This is a genomic window from Vibrio aestuarianus, assembly GCF_028858425.1.
Taxonomy (GTDB): Bacteria; Pseudomonadota; Gammaproteobacteria; order Enterobacterales; family Vibrionaceae; genus Vibrio; species Vibrio aestuarianus.
Map to the genome: position 1 here is coordinate 396,085 of NZ_JAKNYQ010000002.1, position 14,493 is coordinate 410,577.

The window sequence follows — 14,493 nt, forward strand, 5'->3', positions numbered from 1 at the left end:
TGCTCGGATTGTAACAGAATATTTTTTATGAAATCTTATTTATGAGCCAAACGGATCGAATTAGATGATAGCCTGCTCTAATATTTCACGAGATCTTTCAATGGTAATTGATTGCTGCTCACCTAATACGACCATACCATGAGCTTCTAGTTGCGCAATGACTGCGTTGACCGCTTCTTGTTGGCTGCTGTTGTGGTCAGCAAATTGAGTGGCAACATTTAAGCTATGGTAAAAGGCTTCGATAGCGTCAATTGTACGTAGTGCTAGGTCTTCGCCTGCTGGTAGAGCAAATACATTTTTGCCCATTTGCTCTAACTTAGCCCGTTTGTTTTCAAGCTGATTACGCAACAAAGAGGGTTGTACAATAGCCAAAGAACGCGCGTGGTCTACATGCCACAAAGCAGTAAATTCATGACCAATCATATGCGTCGCCCAATCTTGAGGAACACCGCTACCAATCAACCCATTCAGAGCTTGGTTTGCTGTCCACATTAGGTTCGCTCGCCACTGATCATTGTCTCTTTCTGCGTATTGCTGGCCAAGTACCAACAGGTTTTTAAGGAGCGTTTCAGCATAGCCGTCTTGAACCATCGCATTGGTTGGTAGAGTAAGGTACTGCTCACAAACGTGTACCCAAGCGTCTACTAAGCCATTGATCAACTGGCGTTCTGGTAATGACTTCATGACATCTGGGTCAAGTACGGCAAACTTCGGTTGAACCGCTGGTGCCATGAATGCCAGTTTGTCTTGTGTCTCAGCTTTGGTGATTACTGCGCCCATGTTCGATTCAGAGCCTGTCGCAGGCAAAGTCAAGATTGCACCAATAGGTGTTGCTTCAACTACTTGGTGTTTGCCGAGCATAATATCCCAACCATCACCATCGTATTTGGCGGCCGCTGCAACGTATTTTGAGCCATCAATCACGGAACCACCACCAACGGCAAGAATAAAATCAATGCCTTGCTGTTTCACTACCGCAACGGCTTTGTCGAGTGTTTCCTTGGTTGGGTTCGGCTCTACACCGGCAAACTCAACCCAGTTATGATTCGCTAGTGCACTGACGACTTGATCATAAACACCATTGTTTTTGATTGAGCCACCGCCATAAATAACCAAGGTTTTTTTGTCTGTAGGGATTGCACTGCTGATCGCTGCAATTTGTTCTTGGCCGAAATAAATTTGAGTAGGGTTAACATAAGTAAATTTCATTATTCTCACCTTTTTGCTTCTAAAAATGGAGGAAAACCTCCAAGGCAGTGTTTTACAATGTGCATATTAGTACTTGATTGACATTGAATATAGGCCAATTCCTCGAAATAAATTGCCTAATTCTATTTGGTTGGTATCCTTTAGCCATATTGTCTCTTTAGGAGGTGCCATGAGCGAACTTGCGCAACTGATGCAACGATACGTAGAAAAACAGTCTTTAGATCAACTGGAGGGAATTCATCAGACGGTCATCGCTGACGTATGGTTTTATCGCAGCAGCCAGGGTAACCAACGGCAGCCGTTTGTTTATCAGTCCGGCATTATTCTTCTAGGCCAAGGGCATAAACAGATCCATATTGGAGGTAACCCCGTCCACTATGGGCCGAATGACTATTTGGTTGTAGGCGTTCCATTGCCACTAGAATGTGAAGCTTTTGCCACAGAAAACGAACCGTTACTGGGTTTAACCATCAATATTGACCATTCGATGTTACTCAAACAGGTAAGTAAGCTTGAAGAGTCGGGTTTTGATCGAAACAGCAGTGATAAAACATCGAAATGTGGTCTTAAATCGGTAGAAATGAACAAAGAAATGCTGGCGAGCACTATTCGCTTAATGTCCGCATTGGTGAATGATCTGGAAGCGAAAGTATTGGGAGAGGCGATACTTGAAGAGATCATATTTCGTGCCCTAACCAGCAGTGAAGGGCATGTGTTGTTTGATCTCGCTCATCAAGAAGGTCATTACGCACGTGTAGCGAAAGCACTGAGCAAAGTCCATCAAGAGTATGATCAATCAATTACCGTGCAGCGATTGGCTGAAGAGGCCAATATGAGCGTTTCTGCATTCCATCAAGCTTTTAGAACCGTCACTTTAGAGTCTCCCTTACAATATTTGAAGAAAGTACGACTCAATAAAGCCAAAGAGCTTATTCATGTGGAAGGCAAAAGGGTCAATGATGCCGCACGTATGGTCGGTTACACCAGTGCATCACAATTTAGTCGAGAATATAAAAGACACTTCAACGAAACGCCAAGAGGAGTTCAGCGATAAAAGAGGAAAGATAAAACATAAGGTTTACTCTTTTATTGTTACGAGCACTGCGACATTATTCCCAAAGCAGTGACGATAGCAACGAATCTTCATTGTTCCTCCTAAAGAATGCTAGTCACGTTCTGCCTACAAGCCCTTATTTGAATCAATCTATGCTGAATTCAATAGGGGCTTTGTTTTTCATCACATTAATCAGAATTCATTCACTAAAAAAACCGTTATGTGCTAAACCTAAAGAGTAGACAAATCGTCATTCAAGGGAATTAGGCAATGGATCTTTTTGCAGATTATCAGCAAGAAAATGGAAGTGAGCATAAGATTTCATATGAGCCGAAAGTTGAAATTAGGTCATGGTATGTGCTGCTTGTGGATGATGATGAGCAAATGCACCAAATTACCCGTTTGGCACTAAACGGTTTTACATTTCAAGGCCGACCTCTTGATCTCATATCCGCAATGTCAGGCACTGAGGCTCAAGAGAAACTGAGAGAAAACGACGATATAGCTTTAGCATTAATCGATGTTGTCATGGAAACGGAACATGCTGGTCTGGAATTAGTAAAATACATTCGTGAAGAGTGTAATAACAAGATGATTCGCTTAGTGCTTCGTACAGGACAGGCGGGTCAAGCACCTGAAGATACTGTTATCCAAGAGTACGAAATTGATGATTATAAAGAGAAGACCGAACTCACGACGCAGAAGCTTAGAACGCTGCTGTATTCCATGCTTCGCGCTTATCGTGACTTATGTTTGATTAAAGAACAAAAAGAAGGCTTGAGCCGCGTCATTCAAGCTTCTGCCAATGTGCAAAATACCACCACATTGAAAACTTATGCTGAGTCAGTGCTGGGGCAACTGACCTCACTTCTTAAACTTCATTCGTCAGCTTTTTACTGCATTGTTCAGCCTAGGCCGGAGGGGGAGGAGTGCCGAGCGCTGACATTAGCGGCTACTGGCGACTATATTGATTTTTATTCTGAGTGCAACCTCGGGCGTTTACCCGACCTAGTTGCGACTCGTTGTCGATATGTATTGGATTCCCAGCAATCACAAGATTTTGGTGATGCTTCCGTTTTATTTACGACGGACGATCGTGGCGTAGATAACTTACTGTACATTAATATTGAAGATGATTTGTGTGAGCTTGATAAACAGCTACTGGAGATCTACATGCACAACATCGGACTGACCTTTGAAAAATTAAACTTGTTAGTGGACCTGCGGGAAACCTCAAAAGAGCTAGTGTATAACTTAGCCAATGCGGTTGAAGCGCGGAGTAGAGAAACCGGTGCACATGTACAGCGAGTTTCTCTGATCAGTGAAAAACTAGCAGTATTGTATGGTTTACCGGAACAAGAGGTAGATATGCTCAAGAGTGCCTCACCGCTACACGATATCGGTAAGGTTGCCATTCCAGACAGTATTTTGCATAAACCAGGCAAGTTGGACGCGCAAGAATGGGAGATTATGCAAAAGCACGTTGAATATGGAGTGGAAATTTTAAGTCGCTCCAAGCGTCGCCTGATTGCCGTTGCAAAAGAAATTGTGGCTACTCACCATGAAAAGTGGGATGGAACGGGTTATCCCCACCAATTGATCGGTAATCAGATACCGATCAGCGGTCGTATTACTGCATTAGCCGATGTATTTGATGCATTGGGTTCTAAGCGAAGTTACAAAGAACCGTGGACAGATGATGCAATTATGCAAGAAATTGTTGCCCAAAAAGGGAAACATTTTGATCCAGACTTAGTTGATCTAATGATAGAGCATTGGGATGACTTTATCGCCATTCGTAATCAACTACCCGATTAGTCATTTGTTTCGAGTTAAACTTTGTTTATCAATGTTGCATCACCGCTAATGGCGGTGATGCATGTTTAAGGCTTTATATTCCGTTCTAGTGTCTTAGGTAGGGTGAAAGTGTAATGTACGCCTTCATCGACATCGGATTCAAATAGCAACTGGCCACTCAGCTTTTGCTTCATCAAATTAAAAACGAGATTTAAACCTAGCCCCGAGCCCCCTTTGCCTCGCTTAGTAGTATAAAAGGGCTCAAAAATTTTGTGGTGCAAAGCAGGTTCAACACCGCAGCCGTTATCTTGATACTCTAAAATAATATTATCTTGTTGCTGATAGAAACGAATTGTTATTTCCGGATTTGGCTGCTGTGCAAAAGCATGGTTAATGCTATTCATCACTAAATTGGAAACAATTTGAGTCAATACACCCGGTAAACTATTCATAGTGATTGTTTCATCGCCTTCTATCTTAGGCACAACAGGCACCTTGCGTGTTTCTGGATGAAGACTTGCGATTAAAGCATGCAGAACTTGATGAATAGAGAACTGGCTTCGGTTCTCAGAGACTTGATCAACCGCTGTTTGTTTGAAGTCTCGTACCAGTTTTGCTGCCCGGTTTAGGTTGCTTTCCAACATTTGAGTCGTGTCATTCATGCGCAGCATCAACGATGAAAACTGACTGCTGGTCAGTGTTTGGTCGGCAAAGGCTTTATTCAGTTCGTTTTTGATGTCGTTAATCACCGATGTTGCGGTTACGGCAATACCTAGTGGTGTATTGACTTCATGAGCGACCCCGGCCACTAGCCCACCTAATGCGGCCAGTTTTTCTGATTCAATCAACTGACTTTGTGTTTCCTGTAGCTGTTGCATGCTCTGTTTTAGGTCTGAAGTTCGCTGTTGAAGATCAAGCGTTCGTCGCGCAACTTGCCGCTCTAAGTTTTGGTTGAGCTCTTCAAGTTCGGTTTGCGCTAGTTTTAATTCAGTGATGTTAATTGCTGTACCTCTAAAACCGATGAATTGCTCATTACGATAGCGTGCAATCGCCTGAAACATGAGATATTGCGTGACACCGGAAATAACGATATTTTCTTTACACTTGGAAAAGTCTTCTTTTTTTTCAAGAAGATATAAAAGGTGCTCCAAATCTTTAAATTGCGTTAGTTCAGAGAGGAATGGCTTCTCATTTGCCGCAATGTTTAATGCATGGCGCATTGGTTCTGAAGCATAAATGAGCTGATTGGATGCGTTTGTCTCCCATAACCAATCTGATGAAACTTCGGTGAAATCTGCAAGTCGCTCTTGTTCAAACTTGATATTGTTGTAAAGCGTTGTCAGGTTGGTTGTGATTTTATTGGTCTCATCGGCTAACCATACCAATTCATCGTGGTGTCCCATGATCCACTTTTTATGTACTAGCTGAAGAGGTTTAGGTGGGTGTCGAGGGTTGTATTTACGTAAGTAGTTAGCAATGGCAAATAACCTCCGATTCACGCTTTCGTGGAAAATCATTAGAATCACATAACATACAAAAACAGTCTTCATCGCGTTCACGACAAGTACAACTAAAAACTGCCGAATAAGATAGGTATAGATTTCTTGAGCATTGGACTCAATGTAGATAGTGCCTACTTGCTCTTTAATGCCAGTATCAGGGTTTAGGTAGAGCATGGGATAGCTGTTTTTTAAGACACGTTCAGTTACTTTATTACCAGCACTGAAGTGATAATTCCCAGAAGAGATGAGCAAATAATCAATTTTGGGTAAATTAACCAGACCATCCAGACGTTGTTGAAGGGTCACGAGATCATAACTCCACAAAGCAGTGGCCAGTAGATCGGCATGAACAAATTCTATTTCGTGATGGCGCTGAGCGACGTCATTAAACTCACGATTATAGTCGAAATAGGTTTGTGCTAGGGTGGTCATTAACGTTACTAGCCCACTGAGAATAACTAGAAAAATAATGATTCGCCGGCCAATATGGCTAGAGATCGGGCTGCTATCACTCTCTTCAAATTGACGACTTCTATTCATTTCTCTACTCATGTTTTGGCGTGATGTATTTCAGTATAGATGCTGAATCTAAAGTATGAATGAGGGGGTATTGGCTACACTTAACAAAATAAATCAAATTATTGGAGATAACTCATGCGTTGGATGTTGCTATGGTTGCTGATCAGCCCTTCGGTTTTGGCAGAAAAAATTTTAGTCATTGAAAGTTATCACCAACACAACGAATGGGATCAAAGTTATCTGAAGGCCCTTAAGCATACGTTAACACCTCGCTATGAACTCGAAAACTTTGAGATGAACACCAAGCGAATTCCTGCTAGTCAATATTCGGTAATGGCTGAAAAAGCATTCGCGGCCTATCAACAGGCTAAACCTGATGTAGTGGTGCTGGGTGATGATAACGCTTTAGTTTATATGTTGCCGAAACTGTATAACGAGCCGATTTCAATTGTATTTCTGGGGATCAATGACAACCCGAGAAAACTCATTATGCAATACCAAGGACAAGCCAAAGTCACGGGGATATTAGAACGACCTCTGTTTGTGAAAACCATGGGCGAAATAGGCCGTATGCTGGAAGAGGATAAGCGAAAAGTACTCGTGCTGTTTGACTCTGGTAATACCGCGAAAATCGCTTTGGAATATATGAAAACTCAAGTCAGTATGGTTGAGAATAATTTAGGCATCACAACGGAGATTTCCTCGATCACTACTGATAGAGAATGGTATGAACAGATTAATACAGCGAATAAAAGAGGCTTTGGTGCGATTGTTGTCGGTTTATTTCAAACACTAATGGATGACGCTGGGAATCATGTTGATGCTGAAAAAATCATGACATGGACCAACCAAAATACCCAAGTACCGCTATTCGGTTTTTGGGACTTTTCGATTGGTAAAGGCAAAGCCGCTGGTGGCGTTGTACTTGCAGGAAGTGATCAAGGGCAGATGGCCGCTGATATAGTGGTCCGCATTTTGGATCACAATGAAGATGCAAGCCAAATACCAATACAAATAGGGCTACAAGGAAAAGCAATTTATCACGCGGACGAAATGGCGCGTTGGGGGTTATCGATACCTAAAGGCTGGACTGCGATAGAGTGATTCTTTTCATTGCACTTGTTTTTACTTAGACTGACGCTTTTACTAGTCAAAAAGAGAGTCGACATGGAATTGAACGAACTGCTCACCTTGTTAACACGGCAGCCTGACAGCATAGTCTTTAGCCAAGTGATTGAAACCATTGATGAGAATTATCACTTTACACCAACGGAGTTTAAAAATGGTGAAATTCTCAATGCGGAGAATCAAAACAATGGCTCATGCAAAATTTTTGCTTTTGCACAATTACAGCAGTTAGATAAGGCGCAAACATTGGCTTGTTTTGGTGACTATTACCGTAAAGATGTTCTGCAAAACCCAGAGAATGATGATCACCAAAACATTCGAAACTTCATTGAATATGGTTGGGATGGTATCCAGTTTTCTAATCAAGCCTTAAGTATCAAGTAGGAATAGAAGAGGGAGGCTATACGCCTCCCTGACCACTTTAAATTGCCAATGGCATTTCATTGGATGGGTCTTGTTTGCTGTAGACTCGAATCAGTCCTAGAGTCGCAAACACCGACATCAATAGCATTAAACCACCTAATGGCATTTGGCTATGAGCTGGAATGGCTGATGCCAACAGTGTTGCTAAACCTGCGCCTAGGTTTTGCATGCCGCCTAAGACTGCGCCGCCTGTTCCTGCGTGATAAGGCAGTGGAGTTAATGCTCCTGTTGTCGCAGCAGGGAATAAAATACCCGCCCCTAGGAAATAGACCGTAGCCCCACCAATTAAAGTGAGTGCCGTTGTTTTCTCAAACAAGCCTGGAATAAACACCACGAGCGAGCCGATGGCTATCGCAACTAGTCCAACGTACAGCGCACTTTTTTCATTAACGCGCTGTGCAATAACACTCGACAATCCGGCACCAATTAAATAGCCAGGAATTGGTAGTACAAACAACAAACTTACGGTTGTCGCTGGTAATTGTAATACACCGCCCAATAGCACACCTGCCGCTGCTTCAAACACCGCAACGCCAGAAAAGGTTGCCACAAGGCAAATTAAGTAACCTTGAAAACGTCTGTCACTTAGTACATAACGATAGCTGCTAGAGACGCGCTCATGTTTTCTCAGGTTTTTCGGTAAGGTTTCCACCATACTGGTCATCATGGTAATGATTACCGCAATGGCAAACAGTGACAGAAAAAGATAACTAGAACGCCAACCAAAGCTTTCAGTTAAATAGCCGCCCAATACAGGAGCAATAAGTGGTGAAAAGATCACACACATGCTGATCAAACTATTTGCTTTATGCAGTTCTGCCCCAGAAAAGCAGTCGCGCGTTAGGGTACGAGACATTGCGCCACCGCAACCAATACCTAGCCCTTGCACAAAACTACCCGCTAAAAACCATTCATATTGATTGGCAAACAAAGCCAATATTGAACCTACGATGTAAATCAACAAACCAGCAATAATGATAGGTTTTCGGCCAAGTCGGTCTGACAATGGGCCGTAGACAAATTGCGATAAACCATACGGAATTAAGTAACACGCCATAACGGCTTGCAATGATGCTGGCGTAACCAAAAACTCACCCGCCATATGACCAATGGATGGTACATACATAGTTTGTGTCATTTGACCAACAGCGGTCAAAATCGCAATTAAAAACGTCAGCTTCACTAATGGAAACGATGCGGACATGATGAATCTCCTGCACAAAAATGCAACAACGGAATGAGAGTTAAATGGATACTGAAACTAATGATAATATGAGAAAGAGTAGCTCTTTCGGTGCGAGATATTAGTAGGGGTTTGGCTGTTTATCAATCGAAAAGTGTGATCTCAAGCAAGATAAAAATCTATAGGAATCATTAGTTAAACTAATCCAAAAATCACACAATTGGCAGTGATGTAAGGCAGTGTCGACATAAGCATTTTGCATGATTATCAAGCGATGAGGTATCTCTATCTTCTAGCTCAAAACACCAGCAGGTAGTTTTACCTTCACTGATGTCACAATGAGCGCTTTGTTTACAACTTGGGCAGCGGTGGGTTCCTTGGTCACGTTTCAGTTTTGTCATGATCTCATCGCGTTGTTGCACAGAAAAGTTACGCCACTGTACAATTTCTTGCATTGTGCGGTGGCAACCAGAGCATATTCCACCTTCATTTTTACACGCTGCAATACAAGGAGTTTTCATCAACTTAAGCCTAGTTATTTGGGAAGCTTGGATTGTATATCATCTTGTATGGATTGTTTACCTGTGAAAGGTTAACACGACCTAGTATTCACAATACGTATAAGGTAGGATTGCCGACCTTTTTTCGATGCTAGGAAGCAATAATGTTTATTGGTTTTGATTACGGTACGGCAAACTGTTCTGTGGCGATGATGCAAAATGGGCAGCCCACATTGCTGCCGATAGAGGGAGAGAGCTACTACATTCCTTCGACTATTTGTGCTCCGACGCGTGAATCTGTCTCTGAGCATTTATTTCGCCACCATAACATCAAACCGAGCGACAAAATTGGCGAACAGGTATTAAGAAGAGCGATCAACTTCAACCGTGAAGAGAGCATCGACCTTGCTGTACAAGATATCGCGTTTGGACAAGCTGCACTGGATCTCTATTTACAAGATCCAAGAGACATCTACTATGTGAAATCTCCGAAATCGTTTTTAGGCGCATCGGGTTTGCACGATATTCAAATCAGCTTTTTTGAAGATTTAGTCTGCGCCATGATGGTTAACATCAAACAACAAGCAGAGCTGAACTTAAAGCAGAGCATTCAAGACACGGTTATTGGTCGCCCGATTAACTTTCATGGCCGAGGTGGTGAAGATGCCAACCGTCAGGCTGAAGCTATTTTGGCAAGAGCCGCCAAACGTGCTGGTTTTAAGCAAGTCAGTTTTCAGTTTGAACCGGTTGCCGCGGGTTTGGAGTATGAAGCGACTCTTGAACAAGACAAAACCGTGTTAGTGGTGGATATTGGTGGTGGTACCACAGACTGCTCATTGATCGAAATGGGGCCAAGTTGGCGAGGTCGCGATGACCGCAGCGCCAGTTTGTTGGCTCATAGTGGGCAACGAGTTGGCGGGAACGATCTGGATATCTACCTTGCGTTTAAACAGTTAATGACACCGTTTGGCTTGGGTAGTAAAGCACTATCAGGAATTGATATGCCGTTGACTCAGTTTTGGAACCCGATTGCGATCAACAATGTTGAAGCGCAACGTGATTTTTATTCTCAACAAAACCTAACGGCACTTAAGTTATTGCATAAAGAGGCGCAGCAACCAGACAAATTGGCAAGACTACTTAACGTTTATTTCGAAACGTTGGGCTATCACATTGTGCGCCGAGCTGAAGAAGCGAAGATCGCGCTATCGGACCTTCCTCAATGTCAGGTGATGCTCAACCTTTTGTCTGAACAGGTTGAAGTTGACATTAAACGTGAACAGATGATTGAAGCGATTGAATCACCAAAATCAAAAATGGTCGATCTAGTGAAAGAAGCTGTCGAGCAAGGCGGGGTAAAACCCGATGTCATTTTCATGACGGGCGGTTCGGCGCGTTCCCCTATATTGCGCCAAGCTGTTGAACAGCAACTGCCACATGTGCCAGTGGTAAGCGGCAACTATTTTGGCTCAGTAACTGCGGGCTTAGCTCGCTGGGCTGAAATCTGTTATCGCTGATAGGGTTGTGCCCTTGGTTTTTGATGCGTTGGCGGTTGATAGCTGAGTGACGTATCGTGTTTCATCAGCACATTACTGGCCACTAAGCTACCAATGCAGATAAAGCTGAGAGCTCCCCAAGTGAAAGTGGAGGGTATTTCTCCGAAAATAGGAATTGCTAACAGTGCTGCCACGGCCGGTGTTGCTGACCCAATAGCGGCCGAGTGTTCTGCACCTAATGTGGATACTGCATATAAGTAGGTGAATGCTGCAATTAAACCTGCTCCGACGCCTTGCAACAGCATATGCCCAATCACTGTCTTCCACGGCCAATCAATCAAAGGTGTGACGGCTAAGTAGCTGTCTAGCACCCCAATCGATATTAGCAGTACGAGTGCAATTACTGATAATAAGGAAATAAACCCAGCGCTGACTAAAGCATGCAAATTTGCCACTCGCGCGCAAATGGTAAAAATAGCCCACATCAAGCTGCCCATTAGAAACAACATATGGCCTGCAAGACGGTTTGATGCAAAATCAGTCATACCTGAATACAGAAAAAGGGCCACACCCATCATGACCAGAACCAGTCCAATGATTCTGTGAATGCTTAACGGCTGCTTAAACAGCATAACCGCAATGCCAGAGACAAATAAAGGCAGCACGCCCGGCACGAGTGCACTTCCGTCAGCAACAGGCACGTAGTGCATCGCGTTACTTGCCACTAACAAATACGGTAAGCCACAACCTAAAAACATACCCAGTAAATAACGATTAGAGACAGCTTGCACATTTTTTCTTGCTTTCCATAGCAATGGAAATAGAACAATGGCAGGCAAAAGAAAACGTGTAAGGGCTATATCTGCTGGCGTCAGATTACTGATTGCGCCGCCTTTCAGAGAGAGAAAAAAACCAGACCATAGTAAAAGGGTTGTAATTATTGCCAGATAGCCAGAGATCATAATGGTATTAACATTCAGTTAGGATGTTTAACAATTATCTATCGATCTGCACGCTTTTATCTGGCAAATTAGCGCTTGATTATCATTATTTTTGCCAAAATCAGTTAAAAATTAGAGGTTTTGGGGTGGAATTTATCAAGGATTACAAAGTGGATAAGATAGATCGTCGAATGTTGGACTTGTTACAACAAGACGGCCGCCTAACAACGGCCGAGTTGGCAGATAAGGTAGGTTTGTCGCCTTCTCCTTGTGCTAGGAGGTTGAAACGTTTAGAAGAAAGTGGGGTGATTGATGGTTATCAAGCGAGCTTAAATCGCCAAGCTATTGGGGTCGGTATGACGGTGTTTGTTGAAGTCAGCCTTAGCAACCACCAAGCTAGCTCGATTGAGGATTTCGAATCTGCTGTGCTTGATATGGAGGAAGTGATTAGCTGCCATGTGGTATCGGGTGCGTACGATTACCTTCTGGAAGTGGTGAGTCGAGATTTGATAGGCTACGAGAGTTTTACTCGTAAATTACAACGTCTGGAAAACGTCAAAGATATCCACACTCATTTGGCAATTCGACAAGTAAAAGCCGCTAGCGCTATGCCTATATGGATTGTATAGGCTGATACTGCGAGCGGCTGTGGATGTATTTTCAGTCAGTGATTATTGTCAAAAATTAAATTGCTTAAGTGATGTCTTGATTATTTGATCAGCAATGAACTTATGTGTAGCTGTGGTTGGGTGAGTGACTCCCCAGAACACATATTTATCCGAACCATGATATGCACAGTCATTGGTCAGGCTATGGCTATAGAGATAATCTTTTGCAGAACTACGATTAATATCTAAACAAGCATCGGATGAATTTTCAAAGCCATAATGTTGAGGATTTGATGCTAGGTTTTCAAACAGAGTATATGCATCAAACAACGCGATATTGATCCCTTGCATTTGATAATAAAGCGCTTGCTCTTTGATGAATATGTTGAAAGATTTAATTTTCGAGCTGACTTTAGCCATTTCTTCCGCAGTAGAGTATTTGAATTGAGGTGCTCTGGTTGCATCGGGTAATGTAAATAAAATGATATTTTTCGCCCCAGAATCGACTAGTCTTATCATCGCGCTACTAAAATCGGCTTTTACTTCATGGGGAAATGTTGATTAGATGATTATTTAAATTTCGGAATTATTAAATAAACCTTAGGCATTGTTGTTGATTAGTGCCTAAATTAGTTAATAAACATTAATACTTAATACATTCTAATTTTTATCAAAAGCACTATTGATCTATGTGCCAATTTATATATGGAAATTTTCTTCATTTTAGACGATTAATAAATGATGGAATACCTAAGTAATTTTTTAGATTTTCACCAGATAATAATTAAAAGTGCTTTATCTCCATTATGTCAGGTTTGGTATGGAACATCGCAATGGCTTAGCTCAATCAGCCTCATGGTTTGGCCATTGAAATATTCAGTGAGATTCAGGGTGACAGCCAAATAAATTAATTAAATGCTAGCTATTGGTTGCAGAATGATGTCGAGCCACTAACCCTAGCTGAAATTAGTGATAATGTACTCAGTCAACATCACGTTACTTTGTTGATTTGAGTAATATGATGATGAGGTAAGTATGATCTTGGTTCACTTTATATAAAGTAGTATGAACTAAATTAGGTCTTTACTTTTCTCTCATTCATATAAATAAAAATATTGCCTATTTTTGAGTTACATCTTTAAACGGTATTTTTATTGATAAAGGAAATAATGACACTTTTGACACCTTGCGAGAGGAGCATAAACATGCTTTATTGAAGATACTGTTATCTAGTTAGGAATATTCCCACTATGTGCCGCTGGCTCGCTTACCAAGGAAGTCCCATTTATCTTGACCAACTGGTTTATCAACCGGAACATTCATTAGTTCATCAAAGTTTAGAAGCACGTAAAGCCGTGACTCGAGTTAATGCTGATGGTTTTGGATTAGGTTGGTATACCGAGAGAAGTACCCCCGGACAGTTTCACGAAGTCTTACCGGCATGGGGCGATGAAAATTTACGCTCTCTTGCTCATCATATCTGCTCTCATCGATTTATGGCACATGTACGTTCTTCCACAGGGACACAAGTGTCGCGTTCAAATTGCCACCCCTTCATTTTAGATAATTGGATGTTTTTGCATAATGGGCAAATCGGTGAGTTTGAGAAAGTGAAATTTGCCCTAGAGAGAAAGCTGCCAGAAGCACTTTATATAAAGCGTATGGGGACCACAGACAGTGAGCTAATTTTCCTACTTATGGTTAACAATGGCTTGTTTATTGATCCGATCAAAGCGATTCGTTCTACGATCAGTGAAATTGAAAATTTAATGGTGGAAAAGGAAATTGAACTGCCATTTAAAGCCTCTATTTGTATCTCTGATGGACGTGAATTTTGGTTAGTTCGTTATAGTTCGGATGGTGTGCCACCCACTATATTTAGTAAGGTCGAAGGGGATGACATCGTATTAGCATCCGAACCTTTGGACAGCCATAATGGCTGGAAAATGATTGATCCACAGACCATTACTCACGTTGTGTTATCTGAGTGTATTGCCTATCCAATTATTGATTAACATTATTATTAATTGGTTTATCGTTTGCTCTTTTATTAGGAAAAATTACTTTTGAATATTTATCAATGTGTTATCTATATAACTCCATTAAAATAACAACAAAAAATGTTTTGATCTA

At 42.0% G+C, this 14,493-nt stretch carries 12 protein-coding genes and 1 pseudogene; 7 read left to right on the plus strand and 6 right to left on the minus strand.

Annotated features, from left to right (window positions below; translation table 11 throughout):
- Nucleotides 1-60 precede the first annotated feature (60 nt).
- Nucleotides 61-1,209, minus strand: a complete 1,149-nt coding sequence (locus MCT08_RS15390; protein ID WP_171980461.1) for an iron-containing alcohol dehydrogenase — start codon at nucleotides 1,207-1,209, stop codon at nucleotides 61-63.
- A 169-nt stretch (nucleotides 1,210-1,378) separates the two neighbouring features.
- Between MCT08_RS15390 and MCT08_RS15395 the strand changes: the two genes are divergently transcribed.
- Both MCT08_RS15395 and MCT08_RS15400 read left to right on the plus strand, forming a co-directional pair.
- Nucleotides 1,379-2,263: an AraC family transcriptional regulator gene (locus tag MCT08_RS15395; protein ID WP_274678801.1), complete on the plus strand. Its 885-nt coding sequence runs from the start codon at nucleotides 1,379-1,381 to the stop codon at nucleotides 2,261-2,263.
- A gap of 270 nt (nucleotides 2,264-2,533) precedes the next feature.
- Entirely contained in the window at nucleotides 2,534-4,081 is a 1,548-nt protein-coding gene (locus MCT08_RS15400) for a DUF3369 domain-containing protein (RefSeq protein ID WP_274678802.1), read from the plus strand.
- A 65-nt stretch (nucleotides 4,082-4,146) separates the two neighbouring features.
- Here the strand turns inward: MCT08_RS15400 and MCT08_RS15405 are convergent, their stop codons facing one another.
- Nucleotides 4,147-6,102, minus strand: coding sequence for a PAS domain-containing sensor histidine kinase (locus MCT08_RS15405; protein WP_274678803.1), 1,956 nt, complete (start codon nucleotides 6,100-6,102; stop codon nucleotides 4,147-4,149).
- Between the two features lie 114 nt (nucleotides 6,103-6,216).
- On the opposite strand from MCT08_RS15405, the gene MCT08_RS15410 reads away from it, so the two are divergent.
- Entirely contained in the window at nucleotides 6,217-7,185 is a 969-nt protein-coding gene (locus MCT08_RS15410; protein WP_274678804.1) for an ABC transporter substrate-binding protein, read from the plus strand.
- A 63-nt stretch (nucleotides 7,186-7,248) separates the two neighbouring features.
- A complete protein-coding gene (locus MCT08_RS15415) occupies nucleotides 7,249-7,593 on the plus strand; it encodes a HopJ type III effector protein (protein ID WP_172532433.1) in 345 nt (114 codons plus the stop codon).
- A gap of 37 nt (nucleotides 7,594-7,630) precedes the next feature.
- On the opposite strand, the gene emrD is transcribed toward MCT08_RS15415, so the two are convergent.
- Both emrD and MCT08_RS15425 read right to left on the minus strand, forming a co-directional pair.
- A complete protein-coding gene (emrD, locus tag MCT08_RS15420; protein ID WP_053310572.1) occupies nucleotides 7,631-8,836 on the minus strand; it encodes a multidrug efflux MFS transporter EmrD in 1,206 nt (401 codons plus the stop codon).
- A gap of 191 nt (nucleotides 8,837-9,027) precedes the next feature.
- A complete protein-coding gene (locus MCT08_RS15425; protein WP_053310573.1) occupies nucleotides 9,028-9,336 on the minus strand; it encodes a cysteine-rich CWC family protein in 309 nt (102 codons plus the stop codon).
- 143 nt (nucleotides 9,337-9,479) lie between these two features.
- On the opposite strand from MCT08_RS15425, the gene yegD reads away from it, so the two are divergent.
- The gene (gene yegD / locus MCT08_RS15430) at nucleotides 9,480-10,832 is read left to right on the plus strand and encodes a molecular chaperone (RefSeq protein ID WP_274678805.1); all 1,353 of its coding nucleotides are present in this window, start codon (nucleotides 9,480-9,482) and stop codon (nucleotides 10,830-10,832) included.
- Here the strand turns inward: yegD and MCT08_RS15435 are convergent.
- Nucleotides 10,823-11,773, minus strand: a complete 951-nt coding sequence (locus MCT08_RS15435; protein WP_274678806.1) for a DMT family transporter — start codon at nucleotides 11,771-11,773, stop codon at nucleotides 10,823-10,825. The two genes, yegD and MCT08_RS15435, sit on opposite strands and share 10 nt — an antisense overlap.
- Before the next feature lie 149 nt (nucleotides 11,774-11,922).
- Between MCT08_RS15435 and MCT08_RS15440 the strand changes: the two genes are divergently transcribed.
- Nucleotides 11,923-12,381 (plus strand): Lrp/AsnC family transcriptional regulator, encoded by a 459-nt coding sequence (locus tag MCT08_RS15440; RefSeq protein WP_141652849.1) that lies wholly within the window; start codon nucleotides 11,923-11,925, stop codon nucleotides 12,379-12,381.
- A 48-nt stretch (nucleotides 12,382-12,429) separates the two neighbouring features.
- On the opposite strand, the pseudogene MCT08_RS15445 reads toward MCT08_RS15440, so the two are convergent.
- Nucleotides 12,430-12,906, minus strand: a pseudogene (locus MCT08_RS15445) (SGNH/GDSL hydrolase family protein); the annotation flags it as partial.
- Between the two features lie 704 nt (nucleotides 12,907-13,610).
- Between MCT08_RS15445 and MCT08_RS15450 the strand changes: the two are divergent.
- Complete coding sequence (locus tag MCT08_RS15450) at nucleotides 13,611-14,375, plus strand: class II glutamine amidotransferase (protein ID WP_053310582.1); 765 nt, start codon at nucleotides 13,611-13,613, stop codon at nucleotides 14,373-14,375.
- Nucleotides 14,376-14,493 lie beyond the last annotated feature (118 nt).